Source organism: Pseudomonas bijieensis (genome assembly GCF_013347965.1).
GTDB classification, from domain to species: Bacteria; Pseudomonadota; Gammaproteobacteria; order Pseudomonadales; family Pseudomonadaceae; genus Aquipseudomonas; species Aquipseudomonas bijieensis.
Map to the genome: position 1 here is coordinate 2,305,850 of NZ_CP048810.1, position 17,805 is coordinate 2,323,654.

The window sequence follows — 17,805 nt, forward strand, 5'->3', positions numbered from 1 at the left end:
AAATCTTCCTCACGAAATTAATGCCTGCCATCATTCCAACTCAGCCCACCCCAGAATTTCGGCCGATGGAGACAACTTACTTGCCGCCAATATTTCTACACCGTATTTTTTTAGCTCGTGCTTTAGCGCTTTTATTACCGCCACCACTCCGACACCGTTCTCGCCGATCGCGGTTTTATGCAACTCGAAGCCACCCTCATCTGGATTTATCGGTTGCGGCAACGCCCCATTATTGAAAATAATCTCAGAAGCGTCACGTCCATAAAAGTGCGGCCCCTGAAAATCCAGACCGTGAACGATAATCTTCTTAAAACCCATCATTTTGGCCAAAACAGCCAAACCAACGACACTGGATACTGCTTGGGGCAAGCCTTGGGTTTCCGCACACATCTGCGCCACTATGGGAGCAACGCCTTTGTTGCCAAAAATCCTGAAATGTCGATCCTTTATAAAGAATGCTTTATCCGAATACAGCGTACCGATAAGACCCATCGAATTTTTTAATTCAGATAAGTTCTTGAAAATAACTTTTGCATTCGCATAAACATTAAGTTTCTCCAAAGCAAAAAATGTTTGATAGGTATTCACAAAAAAACGCAAATCCTTAACTGACGCATTCTCAATGAAATGCAAGTCGGGATCATTACATTTCAAAAATGAAAAATTGAAACCTATAACAAACGATTTTGCACGATCGATAGTTTCATAGGAGTGATTCAGACTCCAACCTGACGCCAGGATATGACATTCAAGCGAAGAGTCGAACTTATTAGCAGAAGCAACAAACTCCTGCATCCCCAGCCGCTTCAGCTTGGAAGCTCGCACCTCTTGCAAAATGGATTCAAGCCAAAGTATTAGCCGTGCACACAAGAGCTGAAGTGGCAGCGGTAACTTTCCGAGAGCCACTCTGATATTTTTTTTACTTAACATAAAAATCTTTTATCTTGACAGGAGTATTCTTATCAATATCTCGAGTCGTCACGCTACCCACCACGGAGTCCATTAGCTTTGGATGCAAGCCAAATCCTGGCCTGACGCTCCTCACCGAATCAGCAGTGATGACGTCGCCTGCTTTCAAAGTTCTCACAAAATACAATGACCGCCGAAACTGCACGTTCCCTTGCTCACTAGATTTCCGGCCATAATCAACCCTTCCCAACGCAGCCCATGCAGTCTTACTGTCCCGACACAAAGCTACGAGTTCTGCAGGCTCAAGAGAGAAACTGTCATCAGGGCCACCACCACTCCGATCAAGAGTAAAGTGCTTTTCAATGATTGAAGCACCCAGTGCAACACTGGTTATTGCAGTAGTATTATCTAATGTGTGATCGGACAAACCAGTCACCAGCCCGTGACGCTGGATCATGTCAGGTATTGTACGCAGGTTATAGTCATGCGCCGGGGCAGGATAACCACTTACACAGTGCAATACTGCCAGCTCTTTACAACCTCCCTCACGAGCAGCCTCAATAGCTTCTGCTATCTCCTCGGCGTCAGCCATCCCAGTGGAAATAATCATGGGTTTACCGGTGCTGGCAACATATTTGATGAGTGGTAAGTCAATAGCCTCAAAAGATGCAATTTTATAGGCTGGAGCATTTAACCCTTCCAGCAGATCGACCGCCGTATTATCGAACGGAGAACTGAAGATTGTAATGTCTAATTTACGCGCATAATCAAAAAGCGGCGCGTGCCACTCCCAAGGCATATGAGCTTCTTGATAAAGCTCATAAAGTGTCCGCCCATCCCAAAGTCCACCGTTGATCTTGAAATCTGGAGAGTCGCAATCCAGCGTAATGGTATCGGCCGTGTAGGTTTGCAACTTGACCGCATCAGCACCAGTTTTTTTGGCTTCTTCGATAATTCTCTTTGCGGTTTCAAAGTTACCGTTATGGTTAGCAGACAACTCAGCTATTATATACGGCGGCTCATCAACACCGATCGTTCGACCTGCAATTGTAATAGTAGGATTTGTCATATTATTGATTCCTATTGCCTGACTGCCACTCATCGCTCAATAAACCGAAGCAGATGACCGCATGATAATTTTCGCCATCATAGTGCTGATCGCGCAGAACGCCTTCCTGCTGAAATCCCAAACCATGATGAAATTGAATTGACCGTTCATTGAATGCAAGTGCCTGACCACAAACCTTATGCAGATTGAGGTGATTAAAAGCATAATCCAGAGCAGCTTTCCCTAGCTGGCGGCCAGTACCCTTAACAGCGTCCGGTGCAATGTAGAATCCCCAGTCCGCCACTGCGGACGAGCTAAGTTCCGTTATATTCACAAAGCCTTGAGGTTTTTCGCCTACCTCAAAAACCAATAGGTGTTTTTTTGAATCCTGGGAGGCTCGCTCAAACCACGCGCGATGCTCTTCGATTGAGATTTCATGCTGGGTGTACATATAACGACGAATCTCTGGATGATTACGCCAAGCCCGGACGACATTCAGATCATTCGCTGTCATCTTACGTATCGCTAAACGCATTGCCTGCGAACTATCCATTCATATCACTCATTTGCTTGAGAACTTGCTGAACCCCCAAGCCGTCGCAGATTCTACGTGCGTTTTCGCTCAGCGCCGACAATGTACTTTCGTTCGCCAAGGCACGTATAGCTGCTGGCAATTGCACGGGAATATCCCGAACCTTTTCGATCAGTTCAACACATCCAGAACTTAACAGCGCCTCGGCACCTGACTTTTGATTATCCGCCAATACCACCATTATTGTGGGGACACCCAGACAGCATCGCTCCCAGGAGGTACCTCCTGCTGCACCGATAACGATGTCCGACGAGGCCATTCTCTCCCCCATGTCGGTAACATTTACCAGCACTTCGGTCGGCCATGGCATATTAGTCGCCGCGTCAGCTACTTCCGCCAAGTTAGGTGCATTGAGTCCCATCACAACGCTGATCCGGCAGCTCACTGGCAAAGGACACATTTTCAAGGCTTGCAACGTCAGTCCAGTAGCATTCGCCTGGTCAATTCCTCCCATCGTAACCAAAATATGTTGAAGGCTTGGAGAGGCTCGCCGTTCCAGACTTTGCTTGCGAAGTCTGGCAAATTCAGGTCGCAGGAGCGCATATTGCGGACCGACCATCAACCGGCAGCCGTTGGGCACCAATGCCGCATAGTCCAGCTCTGTGTGCCCCAGATTCTGGTCAAGCAATAAATCACAGATGTGCTTGCGATCAGCGAGATCGTCAATTACCAAAAGACGGAGGGCGAACGCTTGAAGCGCCGTTTCCCATTGCGTGTCCAAGGCGTAATGATCGACGACTAGCCAGTCAGGTTTCACATCCTCAAGGATCTTTCGGCAGACTTCCGCATCCTTTGATTGAGCGACACCTAACCAATGAGCATGAGCCGGCTCAACGCGTTGTAAAGCTGGCCTGCCTGAGGAGACGGCGCTGTCAACCGTGCTCAAACGATGAATATTGAACCCCTTGCTACAAATCAAATCCAGCAAGTGCCCTGGATGCTCACGGCAAATGAAGTGACATTTCGCCCCCCCATCCCGAAGAGCTTCGGCCAACGTCAGACAACGCATGACGTGTCCGCTACCTATTTGCAGCGAGGCGTCCACCCGAAAAGCTACGGTGGTCTTGTTCACCATGCCGTCCAACCACCGTCCACGACTACGTTGGTACCGTTTACAAAAGACGCTGCCGAGGAGGCAAGAAAGAGTATCGGCCCCATTATTTCTTTGGCTTGGCCAATACGCCCCATAGGAACCTTCTGTGCGAGTTTGGCAATAAACTCAGGAGCGGCCTGTTGTACTTGGATCGACGGAAATGGACCAGGCGAAATTGAATTGATACGAATACCTTCCTTGCCAAACTCACATGCCGCGTATTTGCTCCAGTGGATCATCGCGGCCTTGGCTGCACCGTAAAAAGGAGGATTGGTTCCGGCCGCAGAGTCATAGATTCGAGCATCCGGGCTGACCATGCCATACATCGACCCGACATTGATGACCGATGCCTCGCCCGAAGAGCGCACAGCTCGGCGCATCGCCGGCAGGGCGCATTTTAAAACGTTATGAGCGGCCACCAATGACACTTCATAAGCATCGAGATAATGCTCACCGCTGCTGGTTTCCACCGTTCCACCGCCCCCGGCGTAGGCATTATTGATCAATACATGCAGTTCACGCGGAGCAAACCCGTCCATAAAATCCCGCACCTGTATTTCGTCGCTCACATCGAATACAGCCAGCTCGGCGGAAAAGCCTTGGTTCGACAATTCCTCAACTAGCAAAGTAGCACGCTCAAAGGAACGGGAATTGACCAGTACATGCGCGCCTGCAGCAGCCACAGCATTGCTCATCGCAATGCCTAGGTACCCTGTAGCGCCAGTTATCAGTACGGTTTTGCCAGCCAATGAAAACAACTCGGTTCCGTTGTTCAATCTCACCCCCTCAACCAGCATGCAGGGTTCAATGCCTGCTCCGTCAACCGAGGACGGGAGGCTTGTAGAGCTGCTATTTGCCCGGGCTCTAACGAGGGTTTACAGAACAGCTTCAGGTTTTCCGAAAGCTGTTCGATATTTTCCATTCCTACTGCGACCCCATCGACCCAGGTCAATGCTCGCAAGTAGGCGAAACAGAGATCTACAATACTGGCGCGCCCTAAGGTCGAAACCTGATTACTCAACCATTCACGCACCGTCGCCGAATCATCCACATGAGCGGAACGCCAGCTCACCTCATTTTCATTAACCAACAGTCCTTGTAACAAGGCGCTGCGCACATGGATTATGAGCGAGCGGTCTTGTTTGGCCTCCTCAATAAGCGGTATCGAGTCGTCCCAACGCCAGTCCAGAAGGTTACATGGCAATTGGATATAACTGACCAGCGGTTCTGCCAACGCCCATTGCAGCTCTACTGGGTTCTGCACAGAAACACCCAGTGCAGCGATGACGCCTTGCTGTCGTAACTCAGAGAGTCTTTCCCAAGCAGCCCCTTGCCATTGAACAAGCTGGGCAGCACGGTGCAGCATGACTACATCTAGCGTTTTTGATTCCAAATGGTGGCATGATTCGAAAATACTGGCATCTATAGCCGCTCGCACCCACAAGGAGTCAGCATCTACTGGGCAATCAGCCAGAGGGCTGAGTTTGGTAATGACAGTTGCCCGTCCTTCCCATCCACCCTTGAAAGCTGCCCCAACAACAGCCTCACTAGTACCGTAGGCACGCGCAGTATCGATATACTTGACGCCGTTGATCACAGCGGTGCGAAGCATAATACAAGCAAGGGCAAGATCAGGACGACCGGTTTTATTACTGACTCCATAGTTCAGTCCCAATTGCACAGTGCCAAATACCAGCTTATCGGGCGCTTGAGCCACGACTGGCCCGTCCGGTGAGACTTCCAGCCTTCGCATTAACTCCTGGCAAGGTACGTTTACAGCATCTGTAACCGAGCTGAATACCCTTTGGACCACAAGATAATCGTCAAGATTGTCGACTGTGCAGCGCAACAATCCCAGCTCGCGAAATTTATAACGCTCAAAATAACAACGACCAAAGCGTCTGATGATTAAAGGCGTTACGTGCTCAGTATCAAAAGCGTCGACAGCATTGTCCAACGCCCAGCGTAGATGCTCGAGTCGGGTAACTTCAGCGCTGACCCCGTAGGGCAAACCGGACTCTATACCATTGCAACAAAGATATTCGTACTCGCCCTGAACGAAGGCTTCTTCGATTTCATCCAGCAAGTGACCATCTGGAAAAACATTGTCCGCAGTCAAACGAAAAACAATGGTGTTGTCAGGGTACGCGTCCAACGCTAGGACTATACGTTCCAGAGGGCTTTCCAGACTTCCCCGAAAGCAATTCAAACCATGCATATCGAGCACATCGGCGAGCGCATCGTCACTGGCCTGGCTAGAGGTAGCTACGATCACTTCTCGACCGGTGTTAGCCGCACGCTTCGCCGCCAATACCGCCAGCGGAATACCATTGATGGGTAATAGCACCTTGCCGGGAAGGCGAGACGAAGAAGTCCTCGCCTGCAGTACTGCAACGCTTGTCATAAAACAGCCTTTCGCAACGAGGCAATCACCTGATCCTGCTGCTCGTCACTCATCGTCTGGAACATCGGGATGCTAATGGCCTCGCGGTAGTACGCTTGCGCCGCCGGGAAGTCCTCAGGCTTGAAGCCCATCTGCGCATAGTAAGGCTGGGTATGAACCGGGATGTAATGCAGGTTCACGCCAATTCCTTGCTCACGCAGCGATTCAAACACCTGACGATGAGTCTTGCTGATTCTATCCAGCTGTAAACGAATCACATAAAGATGCAGACCCGAGTAGCTGTCAGCGTGTTGCCAAGGAACAGTGACGGGTAAAGTCGCCAACAGATCGTTGTAACGTGCAGCCAATTGATGGCGACGGCCGACGTATTCGTCCAGACGCTCCATCTGACTGACGCCCAAGGCTGCCTGCAGTTCGGTCATTCGGTAATTGAATCCCAAATCAATCTGCTGGTAGTACCAGGGACCATCCGATTCATGAGTCATCTGTTGCGCATCGCGGGTAATACCGTGGCTACGCAGCAGAGCCATTTTATTGGCCAGCGCTGCATTGTTGGTCAAAACCATGCCGCCTTCGGCAGTAGTAATGATTTTTACAGGGTGAAAACTGAATACAGTAATGTCGCTGTACTTTCCGTTTCCGATAAATTCGCCTTGGTATTTGCCACCAATGGCATGGGAGGCATCTTCGATTACTTTGAACCCATAGTGCTTGGCCAACCCGTGAATTGCTTTCATGTCGCAGGGCTGCCCGCAGAGATGAACCACCACGACAACTTTGGGCAGCGCATTCTCTCGCTCGGCCTGCTCCAGCTTGCGCTCCAACGCCAGTGGGCAGAGGTTGTAGGTGCGAGGATCGATATCAACGAAATCAACCTGCGCGCCGCAATAAAGACCGCAATTGGCAGAGGCCACGAAGGTTATAGGGCTCGTCCACAAACGATCACCAGGACCCAATCCCAGTGCAAGACAAGCGATATGCAACGCGGACGTCGCGCTGTTCACCGCCAGCGCATGGCTGGCTCCCACATGCTGGGCAACCTGCTGCTCGAAGCGGGGCACCATAGGCCCTTGGGTGAGGAAATCGGATTGCAACACCCCTATCACCGCATCGATATCAGCTTGGGTTATGTCCTGGCGACCGTAGGGGATCATGTATCAGATACTCCCGATCTTGGCTTCGTTGAGGGTGATCCAGTTTTTCAGATCCTCATCGCTCATCCACTCAGTGTTGTTATCACTGGCGTAAACGAAGCCTTCAGCGACCTTTTTGCCGTCTTTGATTCGTTTGGGGCAGGTCGCCCATTCGTTGATAACCGGCAGAATCTTAAAGTGCTCAGGGTACTCGTACGTGTAGTAGGAATCTTCGGCGCTGATCATCTGCTCATGCAGTTTTTCGCCAGGACGAATGCCAACGATCTTTTGGGTAGCTTCAGGTGCAACGACACGAGCGAGATCTGTCACCTTCATCGATGGGATCTTCTTCACATAGATCTCACCACCTTCCATGTCTTCGAAGGCATGCCAAACCAGCTCGACACCCTCCTCCAGGGAGATCATGAAACGGGTCATACGTTCATCGGTGATTGGTAATTCACCTTTGTCCTTGATCGACATGAAGAACGGGATCACCGATCCGCGCGACCCCATCACGTTGCCATAACGCACAACCGCCATGCGGGTTTCGTGACCACCGGCGTAGGAGTTACCGGCAACAAACAGCTTATCGGACGCCAACTTGGTGGCGCCGTACAGGTTTATCGGGCTGCTGGCCTTGTCGGTGGACAATGCGACAACGCGTTTGACGCCTTTGTCGATGCAGGCATCGATCAGATTCATCGCGCCATTGATGTTGGTCTTGATGCACTCGAAAGGGTTGTATTCTGCGGTTGGCACGATCTTGGTCGCCGCTGCGTGAACCACATAATCAACACCGTCCAGGGCGCGGTACAAGCGCTCCTTGTCGCGGACGTCGCCGATGAAGAATCGAACGCGGGAATCACCCTCGAATTTCTTCGCCATGTCCCATTGCTTCATTTCATCTCGGGAAAAGATGATGATCTTTTTCGGGTTGTATTTGGCCAGGGTCATTGGCACAAACGTGTTACCAAAAGAGCCGGTACCACCGGTGATGAGAATGGTTTTATTGGTGAACATTGACGCGTCCCTTGGTTGCTTCCTGCACGAAGTCAGGATTGAAATAAACGGTAAGGTGCTGGCGTGAGGCGATAGAAGCTCCACGACTTCCAGCACAAAACGACAAAGAAACTGGTACACAGCCCTAGCGGCACCGCAAGATGAGGCCAGATTTGCACAAAACTCCAGGTCGCCAGAACAAAAATGATCAGACTGGCCAGGTGGCTATGAATGATCGGTCGATCACGACCTTGGGCATATAACCCATAGTGGGGAATCATGCCCAGCGCGTAGAGCACCGTAGCCAAAAGTATCCAGACGAAAAGTCCCTGCTGCTCACTGTAAAGCGGCTTGCCTAGCCAAGCCAGCAATGGGCCTATCATAACCAGTGCGATTACCGAAAAAGCGCCGCAAAGACCAACGGTCTGCAGCAATAATCTGCGTATACCTTGATGAAAACCGACTGGATCGCGCTGCTGGTAGGCGCTGATCAGCCCTGGATAAATGAAGGCAAATACGCCCGAATCCAGAAATGACATCAACGCCATACTGACGCCCATGAACAAGACATAGGCACCGAGCACGTCCAATCCCGCCAAATCTTGGAACCAATAACGGTCCAGGGTGAAAACCCCCCGAATGGCCAAGGTCGCAATCAGCAATGCGGACGCTACCTTTAATCCCTTGACGATCCAGGACCAGTCAACACCTTGCCGCCAACCAGATAGCTCCATGCGCTTGACGCGATATATACCCAAAAAAAGCGCTGCCGCCGATCCCAGCGTCCAAGCTCCAAATACCATGTCCAGATTTCTCGTCTCGGGTTCAACAAACATCAATCCCGTGATCAGGACGGCCCAGACCCCCGACCGAAAAAACAGTATCAGACTCGCAAAGAGTTGATCAGAAATCGCGATCAGCAAGCGACCCAATTCCTGAGTCAGATGCTCAAGTATCAGTAAAACGAAGAACCAGCCAATAACCTTCATTGGAAGCAAGCCTTTGATAAAAACCAAGCTCAGCAACGGCAAAAAAATGACGTACAGCATCAGGGTCAAAGCCCCTTGCGCTTTGAGTAGCCCACCCCACTCGTGACGCTCGCGCTTGAGCAGCTCACGAGTGCTATAGGTATAAAAATCGAACCCGAGAAAATACAGCGAATAACCAACGGTCGCGGCCAACAAGCCATAGATTCCTAGCTCGGCCGGCTCTAGAAAACGGGCAAGAAAAAAAATCAGCAAAAATTTGCTGACAAGCGTCAAGCCACGAATTGCAACATTGGAAATCTGTAAAAAATTTCGAGCAGGCATTAGATTGGTCTATTCACGTTCGCACCTGATAGCAGTCGCATAAAAAGCACTTTTTATCCCTGTGTTTGACCCTTGGCACGCTGCCGTCCCAAGGATTACCGTCGTTTTCCTGAGAAAACGATCACTTAACTATATCGCCTCCCCCCATGACTGCTTATTAGGCTGCAATAACAGCCGCCAACGGTACGCTGGTTTGCTGTTGGCAACTGAGCATACTGACCAGCAAAATGACTCGTTCATCCCCCGTCATGGCCAGATACACAGCGCCTATCCCAGCGTGATCGCAGTGGAGGACACGGACGTTTCCACCCAGACAGAAGGGTGTTCCTACATCGGATTTTGATCTTTGTAGCAGTTGAAAAATCAGCTCATCGGCTGCGTGAAGCGGCCGCCACCAAACGCGATTATTCGAGCAGCGCCGCGGCGCGGACCGTACTTTTCCCCAATCATGGCCCCCATCTGAATGAACAGATAAACAGGAAACAACGACTCGGTGTTAGTCCGCAGTTGTCGACACACGATGCGCTCACGCCTGCATGTCGAACACACGCACTGGTAGCCTTGCCGGCCAAGGTTGTCTTACACATTCTCATCTTGACGAGGCTTGCACTGTAGGAGAGCCCCACGTTGGCCTGGATCATCAGGGACTTGGGTAGCGTGGTCTAGCTTGCATTTCCCTTCCTTTCTCATACCAGGTGATCAACCTGCTCCACAGTCCATTCTGGTTAAGCGACGGCAACCATCAGCATGTCACCCTGCTCGGTGTAATGACCTAGTTGGGCCTGGCCAGCAACCACTCAGGAGGCACAATCAGCCTGCGCGTATTATGCCTGCTCTCGAGCAAAATGGTTTTAAGGTTTCCCACGTACACGCTGGATGTCCGATCCAGGCAATGCTCATAGATAACCAGAACCGCTTTCGCCTGACAGTTTATCTTTTTTGCACAAGACATGACCACCGAGGCGGTCACACACCTAACACCAATACCGCCAAAAGACACTAAGCGAGCCAGTGCATGACTTAAAGATCAGTCGACCAGCAGCGCGTAGAGTTTTCCTTCCGCATCAAAAAGCCTGCTTCCATTGGATAACACCTAATACCGACAGCCTCAATAAAACCGAACAGACATTACTTATTCTTTACATACTCATGTCGGCAAAGTGGTATTCAATCGAGACTGGCTTAGCCACCTCGTTGCACTTCCACATTGCGAAGCAATACAAACCTGATCAATGCGGCAAACCCGCCCAATAGCAACCCCGCCAAGACCCCCAATACCAAGACCAAGCCTTTTTTAGGTTTTATCGGATTCTCGGGCACCTCAACACTACCGTCCTGCCGATACACCGCAATACTTTCAGCGTCGATGTTTAATTTATGATAAAAGCTGTACCTCATTTGCAATGAACGCAAATCGTTAATAAAAGCATCATCGGAAGATCTAGTCTCCAACGCATCAATCTCAGCCGCCAGCGCTTTACTTCCCCGCTGATAGTCCATTTTGTTTCCCGTTTCCACGGTGATATCCACTGCGGCGGTGGAGTTAATTGCTGGGGTAGTCAGGCCAATGGACTTAGCAACTTTCAACGCTTCGCGCAACTGCTGAATACGGTCCTCGCGTACGCGCTGTGCATTCTCGCGTAAACTGACAATTCGCTGCTCTAGGTTACGCGCCCTGACCGAGGCTTCGGCCGTGACGTTTTTGATTAATTCCGACTCAGCAGCCTCACTAGCACGCTGGATATAACTCTTTGCCCACTCCGTGGCTTGAGCAGGATCGGCACCTTGAACAGCAATCGAGAAACGATCAGGCGTATCTTTACCAGGCCCCTTTATTACCAACTCTCGGGAGAAGCGCTCGTACAAGCTCTCAAGCGTCCCCTTCCGCCTAGACTCATCAAGCGAAGGAAGGTAAACCTCATTAAAGAACTTCTGACGAAGTCTCTCCGCCTGAAGATTGCGAACAAAAACATCATAAACATGCCGGATAGAATAAATCTCCAGCTCCGTACTTTTCCCACGACCGTAATTTAACTCAGCAATATCATTCTGAGTAGGCGGCATGATAAAAAGCTTAGCCTCATAGACAGGCTTACTAAGAAACGCATAAAAACCTGCACCAACAGTGACCAAAAAAGTGACACCCAAAATCAGCCATTTTTGAGCCCAAAGCCCCCGAACCAGCTCAAACAGATCAATTTCATCTTCGCGACGCGCATCAATACGATCACTTTGCATAAATAGCCTCGCAGGGCATCACGCTCGCAGACACAACAGTCGTGTTGAAAATATCGGACACAACAGCAAACTGAGTTAGATTAAATACGAACAAAACGCACCCAAAGTCAGAAAAAATTGTAGACAGTGATCCTTACCAAGACTACTGGGCTCACACATCCATTTATTTCAACCGTCGACGCGCACTCACGAACCATGCGAGTAACGGCCCTAGCATCATACCAGCGAGTAGCGCCAGCAGCACAAAAACCGAAATCGGCAACTGTGGGGTCGACCAACCCAAGAAAAACAGGGCGACAGGCTGAGTATTCTCAAGCACGAAAAGAATAACGGCAGACGCCACGAGCAGCGCAGCTACGACAAGCGCCAAGCGTTTAAAGTTCCGCATGAAGCCACCTTTGCATGGTCTTCTGGTTAAAGCTCATCCCCCTCCTCCTCATTCACACGATCCCTAAGCTCCTTACCAGGTTTGAAATGAGGAACAAACTTTCCGTCAAGACTGACGGATTGACCGGTCTTCGGATTACGACCTACCCGCGGGGCTCGGTAATGCAGGGAAAAGCTGCCAAAACCACGGATTTCAATACGATCCCCCGTCGCCAGGCACTGGGACATTTGTTCAAGCATGGTCTTGATGGCCAGTTCCACATCCTTGGATGAGAGTAGCCCTTGATGGGTGACAATTCGTTCGATCAACTCCGACTTCGTCATATTTTTCCCTTCTTTTTCAAGCAGCTAGGAAAATCGCTTGAAAAGGTTTTAGCATGACCGGAGGGATTTGAACAGCCCAAGTATTGACATTCTTCTTTGCTCCCTTGTCGCCTCTTTCCATGCAGATAGGGAGATTTTCTCAAGCTATCGACAGATGACCAGCATCGTGCGAGTCAGATAGCCAGCGGGATTGAAACCAAAAGGGTACTGATCGTCATCCTTGGCATCGTCTGATCGGGTAATGACCTTGTAGCCAGCACCCTTGCACTCCCTTGCAGCCCTCTTATGGCACTTCTCCCAGCCAGAGCCCAATCCTGAACAGTCGACCTCGATACCGCTGACTCCACGCACTGCATGAGTCTTGGCGCTCGTAGAGCAACCCGCCAATACCAAGACACCCAACACCAAAAAGAGCCTGTTCATTCAGTTCCTTTAGACAGAGACCCGGATCGATCATTTATACAAATCAGAGCCTGGCCCTGATTGGATTAATGATCTGCTTCATAAAAGAGACACCTTGGTTGCAAGGTTGGTTTCGCAACGCCCCGAATGAACTCCACCATCGACAACGGCTTATAGGGAGCAGAGCGCTTGTAGATATTGCGCCCACAAAAAAGGGCGACCGAAGTCGCCCTTTTTCTATGGTCTGACAGAACTCAGTTCTGTTTTTCCATTTGTGCACGCAACAGGTCGCCCAGAGTGGTAGGACCAGCAGCAATGTCAGCAGCTGGCTTGTCGCGCAGGCTCTGGATTGCTTCTTTCTCTTCAGCATCGTCTTTCGACTTGATGGAGAGCTGGATTACGCGGCTCTTGCGGTCAACGCTGATGATCTTGGCTTCTACTTCTTCGCCTTCTTTCAGCACGTTGCGCGCGTCTTCAACGCGGTCACGGCTGATTTCGGAGGCTTTCAGAGTCGCTTCGATATCGTCGGCCAGGGTGATGATGGCGCCTTTGGCGTCAACTTCTTTCACGATGCCCTTAACGATTGCGCCTTTGTCGTTCTCTTGAACGTACTCGGAGAACGGATCGCTTTCCAGTTGCTTGATACCCAGGGAGATGCGCTCGCGCTCTGGGTCAACCGACAGGATAACGGTGTCCAGCTCGTCGCCCTTCTTGAAACGACGTACGGCTTCTTCGCCCACTTCGTTCCAGGAGATGTCGGACAGGTGAACCAGGCCGTCGATGCCGCCGTCCAGACCAATGAAGATACCGAAATCGGTGATCGACTTGATAGTGCCGGAGATTTTATCGCCCTTGTTGAACTGGCCAGAGAAGTCTTCCCATGGGTTGGACTTGCACTGCTTGATGCCGAGGGAGATACGACGACGCTCTTCGTCGATGTCCAGAACCATGACTTCCACTTCGTCGCCGACTTGTACGACTTTCGAAGGGTGGATGTTCTTGTTGGTCCAGTCCATTTCGGAAACGTGTACCAGGCCTTCAACGCCTTCTTCCAGCTCAGCGAAGCAGCCGTAGTCGGTCAGGTTGGTAACACGAGCGGTGACGCGGGTGCCTTCTGGGTAACGGGCTTTGATAGCAACCCATGGGTCTTCGCCCAGTTGCTTCAGGCCCAGGGAAACACGATTGCGCTCGCGATCGTACTTCAGAACCTTGACATCGATTTCGTCGCCAACGTTGACGATTTCCGAAGGATGCTTGATACGCTTCCAGGCCATGTCGGTGATGTGCAGCAGGCCATCGACGCCACCCAGATCGACGAATGCGCCGTAATCGGTGAGGTTCTTGACGATACCCTTGACCTGCTGGCCTTCCTGCAGCGATTCCAGCAGAGCTTCACGCTCGGCGGAGTTCTCGGCTTCCAGGACACTGCGACGGGAAACGACAACGTTGTTGCGCTTCTGGTCCAGCTTGATGACCTTGAATTCCAGCTCTTTGCCTTCCAGGTGCGTGGTGTCGCGCACTGGACGGACGTCAACCAGGGAACCTGGCAGGAACGCACGGATGCCGTTAACGTCGACAGTGAAGCCGCCTTTAACCTTACCGTTGATAACGCCCTTGACCACTTCCTCAGCTGCGAAGGCCGCTTCCAGAACGATCCAGCATTCAGCGCGCTTGGCTTTTTCACGGGACAGCTTGGTTTCACCGAAACCATCTTCAACCGAGTCCAGCGCAACGTGAACTTCATCACCAACATTGATGTTCAGTTCGCCAGCGTCGTTGTAGAACTGCTCAAGCGGGATGAGTGCTTCAGACTTCAGACCAGCGTGAACGGTTACCCAGCGAGCTTGGTAATCGATATCAACGATAACGCCGGTGATGATGGAGCCTGCCTGAAGGTTCAGGGTTTTCAAGCTTTCTTCAAAGAGTTCCGCAAAGCTTTCGCTCATTTTAATTCCTGTTGATTAGGGCGAAGAATACGCCCGCCTCCACACCCCAGACGGTGTGGGTTAGTTTCATATAAAAGAAGCACCGCAGGACTATGACTGGTCCCCTGCGGAGCTTCCTGGTCACCCGGCGATATCGCGAATGGCGATCTCGCTCATGATGCGTTGCAACACCTGATCGATGGACAACTCCGTGGAATCCAGCTGTATCGCATCGGCCGCCGGTTTGAGCGGGGCCACTGCGCGCTGGGTGTCACGCTCATCGCGTGCACGGATCTCATCTAGCAGACTCGACAGACTAACATCCTCGCCTTTGCCCTTCAACTGCAAATATCGGCGACGCGCCCGCTCCTCCGCACTGGCGGTGAGGAAAATCTTCAGCGGCGCGTCGGGAAATACCACAGTGCCCATGTCGCGACCATCGGCCACCAGCCCCGGAGGCTCCTGGAAGGCGCGCTGGCGTTGCAGCAAGGCTTCGCGAACCGCCGGCAGCGCGGCGACCTGGGAGGCCCCGGCGCCCACGCTTTCGGTACGGATGACGTCGCTGACTTCGTCACCCTCCAGAATGATGCGCTGGAGCTGACCGTCGGTCGCCGCGATGAATTGCACGTCCAGATGAGCCGCCAATGCCTTGAGCAACTCTTCATTGGTCAAGTCGACGCCATGGTTGGCGGCGGCGAATGCCAGCAGACGGTACAAGGCACCCGAATCGAGCAGGTTCCAGCCCAACTGCCTGGCCAGGATTCCGGCGACGGTGCCCTTGCCCGAACCGCTTGGGCCATCGATGGTGATGACCGGTGCCTTGATGTTCACGACTGTGCCTCTTGCGCTACTCGGATACCGACCTGTGCGCACAGCGCCAGGAAGTTCGGGAACGACGTCGCGACGTTGGCGCAATCATGGATGCGAATCGGCGCACTGGCGCGCAAAGACGCAACACTGAAGGCCATGGCGATACGGTGATCGCCGTGGCCATGGACTTCGCCGCCGCCGATCTGGCCGCCGTCGATGATGATGCCGTCCGGCGTTGGCTGGCACTTGACGCCCAGGGCGAGCAAGCCATCAGCCATCACCTGGATACGATCCGATTCCTTGACCCGCAGCTCTTCGGCGCCAGTCAACACAGTGCGCCCTTCTGCACAGGCGGCCGCCACGAACAGCACCGGGAATTCGTCGATAGCCAGTGGGACCAACGCCTCGGGAATCTCGATACCCTTGAGTTTAGCTGCTCGTACGTGCAAGTCCGCTACTGGCTCGCCGCCGACTTCACGCTGATTTTCCAGCGTGATGTCGGCACCCATCAGGCGCAGGATGTCGATCACGCCAGTACGGGTCGGATTGATGCCGACGTGTTCGAGCACCAGGTCGGAGCCTTCGGCAATCGAAGCGGCCACCAGGAAGAAGGCGGACGAGGAGATATCGCCCGGCACTTCGATGTGGGTCGCGGACAGCTTGCTGCCAGACTCGACGGACGCCGTGGCGCCATCGACAGTGACTGGATAGCCGAAGCCGCGCAGCATGCGCTCGGTGTGGTCGCGGGTCGGAGCCGGTTCGGTGACGGTGGTCTTGCCTTCGGCATAGAGGCCGGCCAGCAGCAGACAGGATTTCACCTGGGCACTGGCCATCGGCATGGTGTAGGTCAGGCCCTTGAGCTTGTGGCCACCGCGAATGGTCATCGGCGGACGACCGTCGGCGGCCGTCTCGATGACCGCGCCCATTTCCCGCAACGGGTTGGCGACGCGATTCATCGGGCGCTTGGACAGCGAGGCGTCGCCGGTCAGGGTGCTGTCGAAGTCCTGGGCGGCCAGCAGGCCGGACAACAGGCGCATCGAGGTCCCGGAGTTACCCAGGTAGATCGGCCCCGGGGCAGGCTTGAGGCCGTGCAGGCCGACACCATGGATGGTCACGCGGCCGTGGTGCGGGCCTTCGATGACCACGCCCATATCGCGAAACGCTTGCAACGTCGCCAGGGCATCTTCGCCCTCGAGGAAGCCTTCCACCTCGGTCACGCCTTCGGCCAGGGAGCCGAGCATGATCGAACGGTGGGAAATCGATTTATCGCCCGGTACACGAATACGCCCACTCAGGGAGCCACCAGGTTGTGCCAGGAAAATCAGATCATTGGAGTTCATAGCGTCCACATAGGCCCGACGGGCCAGGATTTTACTGAAATGCTCGCGGGCCACCCTGGCGCGCGTGAAAACGCCCAGCAATTGGTGCCCGTCCCCTGCATCGACCGCGTCGCGCAAGGCGTCGAGATCGCTGCGAAATGTATCGAGTGTGCGCAAGACAGCTTCGCGGTTGGCGAGGAAGATGTCGTGCCACATGACCGGGTCGCTTCCAGCGATTCTCGTGAAATCGCGGAAACCGCCGGCAGCGTAACGGAAGATCTCAAGATTTTCATTGCGTTTGGCCAACGAATCCACCAGGCCGAACGCCAACAGGTGCGGCAAATGGCTGGTAGCGGCCAACACTTCATCATGACGCTCGACCTGCATGTGCTCGACATCGGCGCCCAGTTCGCGCCACAAACGGTCAACCACCGCCAGCGCGGCTGGATCCGTCTGGTCCAGCGGCGTGAGGATCACTTTGTGACGACGAAACAGTTCGGCGTTGGAGGCTTCCACCCCGCTCTGCTCGGAACCGGCAATCGGATGACCGGGCACGAAACGCGCCGGCATTCCGCCGAAAGCCTCGGTAGCCGCGCGCACGACATTACCCTTGGCGCTGCCAACGTCGGTCAGAATCGCTTGCCCCAGGTTCATGGTCGCCAGACGCGCCAGCAGCTTTTCCATGGCCAGGATCGGCACCGCCAGCTGGATCACGTCCGCGCCCTGGCAAGCGATCGCCAGGTCATCCTCGCAGCGATCGACCACACCCAGCTCCACGGCCAGCTTGCGCGACTGCGGATCCAGGTCGACACCGACCACTTCGCGGCACAGGCCGCTTTCACGCAAGCCCTTGGCGAACGAACCGCCGATCAACCCCAGGCCAACCACCACCAGGCGACCGATCATAGG

At 52.9% G+C, this 17,805-nt stretch carries 16 protein-coding genes; all 16 read right to left on the reverse strand.

Annotated features, from left to right (window positions below; all coding sequences use genetic code 11):
• Window positions 1–30: 30 nt before the first annotated feature.
• The gene (locus GN234_RS09930; protein WP_176688382.1) at window positions 31–930 is read right to left on the reverse strand and encodes a hypothetical protein; all 900 of its coding nucleotides are present in this window, start codon (window positions 928–930) and stop codon (window positions 31–33) included.
• Window positions 920–1,978 carry a pseudaminic acid synthase gene (gene pseI, locus GN234_RS09935; protein WP_176688383.1) on the reverse strand — a complete coding sequence of 353 codons (1,059 nt, stop codon included), beginning with the start codon at window positions 1,976–1,978 and terminating at the stop codon, window positions 920–922. Before pseI ends, GN234_RS09930 begins: the two co-directional genes overlap by 11 nt.
• A gap of 1 nt (window position 1,979) precedes the next feature.
• Window positions 1,980–2,510, reverse strand: a complete 531-nt coding sequence (pseH, locus tag GN234_RS09940; RefSeq protein ID WP_176688384.1) for a UDP-4-amino-4,6-dideoxy-N-acetyl-beta-L-altrosamine N-acetyltransferase — start codon at window positions 2,508–2,510, stop codon at window positions 1,980–1,982.
• Window positions 2,503–3,624, reverse strand: coding sequence for a UDP-2,4-diacetamido-2,4,6-trideoxy-beta-L-altropyranose hydrolase (gene pseG / locus GN234_RS09945; RefSeq protein WP_176688385.1), 1,122 nt, complete (start codon window positions 3,622–3,624; stop codon window positions 2,503–2,505). The genes pseH and pseG overlap by 8 nt, the downstream gene beginning before the upstream one ends.
• The gene (locus tag GN234_RS09950; RefSeq protein WP_218950899.1) at window positions 3,618–4,418 is read right to left on the reverse strand and encodes an SDR family NAD(P)-dependent oxidoreductase; all 801 of its coding nucleotides are present in this window, start codon (window positions 4,416–4,418) and stop codon (window positions 3,618–3,620) included. Before GN234_RS09950 ends, pseG begins: the two co-directional genes overlap by 7 nt.
• A gap of 2 nt (window positions 4,419–4,420) precedes the next feature.
• Window positions 4,421–6,046, reverse strand: a complete 1,626-nt coding sequence (locus GN234_RS09955; protein WP_176688387.1) for an aldo/keto reductase — start codon at window positions 6,044–6,046, stop codon at window positions 4,421–4,423.
• The gene (gene pseC / locus GN234_RS09960) at window positions 6,043–7,200 is read right to left on the reverse strand and encodes a UDP-4-amino-4,6-dideoxy-N-acetyl-beta-L-altrosamine transaminase (RefSeq protein WP_176688388.1); all 1,158 of its coding nucleotides are present in this window, start codon (window positions 7,198–7,200) and stop codon (window positions 6,043–6,045) included. The genes GN234_RS09955 and pseC overlap by 4 nt, the downstream gene beginning before the upstream one ends.
• Window positions 7,201–7,203: 3 nt before the next feature.
• Window positions 7,204–8,202, reverse strand: a complete 999-nt coding sequence (gene pseB, locus GN234_RS09965; RefSeq protein WP_176688389.1) for a UDP-N-acetylglucosamine 4,6-dehydratase (inverting) — start codon at window positions 8,200–8,202, stop codon at window positions 7,204–7,206.
• 32 nt (window positions 8,203–8,234) lie between these two features.
• Window positions 8,235–9,491, reverse strand: a complete 1,257-nt coding sequence (locus GN234_RS09970) for a lipopolysaccharide biosynthesis protein (RefSeq protein WP_176688390.1) — start codon at window positions 9,489–9,491, stop codon at window positions 8,235–8,237.
• A 1,182-nt stretch (window positions 9,492–10,673) separates the two neighbouring features.
• Entirely contained in the window at window positions 10,674–11,729 is a 1,056-nt protein-coding gene (locus tag GN234_RS09975) for an LPS O-antigen chain length determinant protein WzzB (RefSeq protein WP_176688391.1), read from the reverse strand.
• 163 nt (window positions 11,730–11,892) lie between these two features.
• A complete protein-coding gene (locus tag GN234_RS09980) occupies window positions 11,893–12,117 on the reverse strand; it encodes a lipopolysaccharide assembly protein LapA domain-containing protein (RefSeq protein WP_176688392.1) in 225 nt (74 codons plus the stop codon).
• 26 nt (window positions 12,118–12,143) lie between these two features.
• Window positions 12,144–12,440 carry an integration host factor subunit beta gene (gene ihfB, locus GN234_RS09985; protein ID WP_003199243.1) on the reverse strand — a complete coding sequence of 99 codons (297 nt, stop codon included), beginning with the start codon at window positions 12,438–12,440 and terminating at the stop codon, window positions 12,144–12,146.
• A 144-nt stretch (window positions 12,441–12,584) separates the two neighbouring features.
• Entirely contained in the window at window positions 12,585–12,863 is a 279-nt protein-coding gene (locus GN234_RS09990) for a hypothetical protein (RefSeq protein WP_163854819.1), read from the reverse strand.
• A 233-nt stretch (window positions 12,864–13,096) separates the two neighbouring features.
• Window positions 13,097–14,788 carry a 30S ribosomal protein S1 gene (gene rpsA, locus GN234_RS09995; protein WP_053120388.1) on the reverse strand — a complete coding sequence of 564 codons (1,692 nt, stop codon included), beginning with the start codon at window positions 14,786–14,788 and terminating at the stop codon, window positions 13,097–13,099.
• Window positions 14,789–14,908: 120 nt separating this feature from the next.
• Window positions 14,909–15,598: a (d)CMP kinase gene (cmk, locus tag GN234_RS10000; protein ID WP_014337227.1), complete on the reverse strand. Its 690-nt coding sequence runs from the start codon at window positions 15,596–15,598 to the stop codon at window positions 14,909–14,911.
• Window positions 15,595–17,802: a bifunctional prephenate dehydrogenase/3-phosphoshikimate 1-carboxyvinyltransferase gene (locus GN234_RS10005; protein ID WP_233459547.1), complete on the reverse strand. Its 2,208-nt coding sequence runs from the start codon at window positions 17,800–17,802 to the stop codon at window positions 15,595–15,597. The genes cmk and GN234_RS10005 overlap by 4 nt, the downstream gene beginning before the upstream one ends.
• Between the last annotated feature and the right edge of the window lie 3 nt (window positions 17,803–17,805).

Excerpts from the sequence above, each read along its gene's own strand:
- pseC (WP_176688388.1), bottom strand. The coding sequence starts at position 7,200 with ATGATCCCCTACGGTCGCCAGGACATAACCCAAGCTGATATCGATGCG.
- GN234_RS09975 (WP_176688391.1), bottom strand. The coding sequence starts at position 11,729 with ATGCAAAGTGATCGTATTGATGCGCGTCGCGAAGATGAAATTGATCTG.
- GN234_RS09955 (WP_176688387.1), bottom strand. The coding sequence starts at position 6,046 with ATGACAAGCGTTGCAGTACTGCAGGCGAGGACTTCTTCGTCTCGCCTT.
- pseH (WP_176688384.1), bottom strand. The coding sequence starts at position 2,510 with ATGGATAGTTCGCAGGCAATGCGTTTAGCGATACGTAAGATGACAGCG.
- pseB (WP_176688389.1), bottom strand. The coding sequence starts at position 8,202 with ATGTTCACCAATAAAACCATTCTCATCACCGGTGGTACCGGCTCTTTT.
- pseI (WP_176688383.1), bottom strand. The coding sequence starts at position 1,978 with ATGACAAATCCTACTATTACAATTGCAGGTCGAACGATCGGTGTTGAT.
- GN234_RS10005 (WP_233459547.1), bottom strand. The coding sequence starts at position 17,802 with ATGATCGGTCGCCTGGTGGTGGTTGGCCTGGGGTTGATCGGCGGTTCG.
- GN234_RS09970 (WP_176688390.1), bottom strand. The coding sequence starts at position 9,491 with ATGCCTGCTCGAAATTTTTTACAGATTTCCAATGTTGCAATTCGTGGC.
- GN234_RS09990 (WP_163854819.1), bottom strand. The coding sequence starts at position 12,863 with ATGAACAGGCTCTTTTTGGTGTTGGGTGTCTTGGTATTGGCGGGTTGC.
- rpsA (WP_053120388.1), bottom strand. The coding sequence starts at position 14,788 with ATGAGCGAAAGCTTTGCGGAACTCTTTGAAGAAAGCTTGAAAACCCTG.
- ihfB (WP_003199243.1), bottom strand. The coding sequence starts at position 12,440 with ATGACGAAGTCGGAGTTGATCGAACGAATTGTCACCCATCAAGGGCTA.
- GN234_RS09980 (WP_176688392.1), bottom strand. The coding sequence starts at position 12,117 with ATGCGGAACTTTAAACGCTTGGCGCTTGTCGTAGCTGCGCTGCTCGTG.
- GN234_RS09930 (WP_176688382.1), bottom strand. The coding sequence starts at position 930 with ATGTTAAGTAAAAAAAATATCAGAGTGGCTCTCGGAAAGTTACCGCTG.
- pseG (WP_176688385.1), bottom strand. The coding sequence starts at position 3,624 with ATGGTGAACAAGACCACCGTAGCTTTTCGGGTGGACGCCTCGCTGCAA.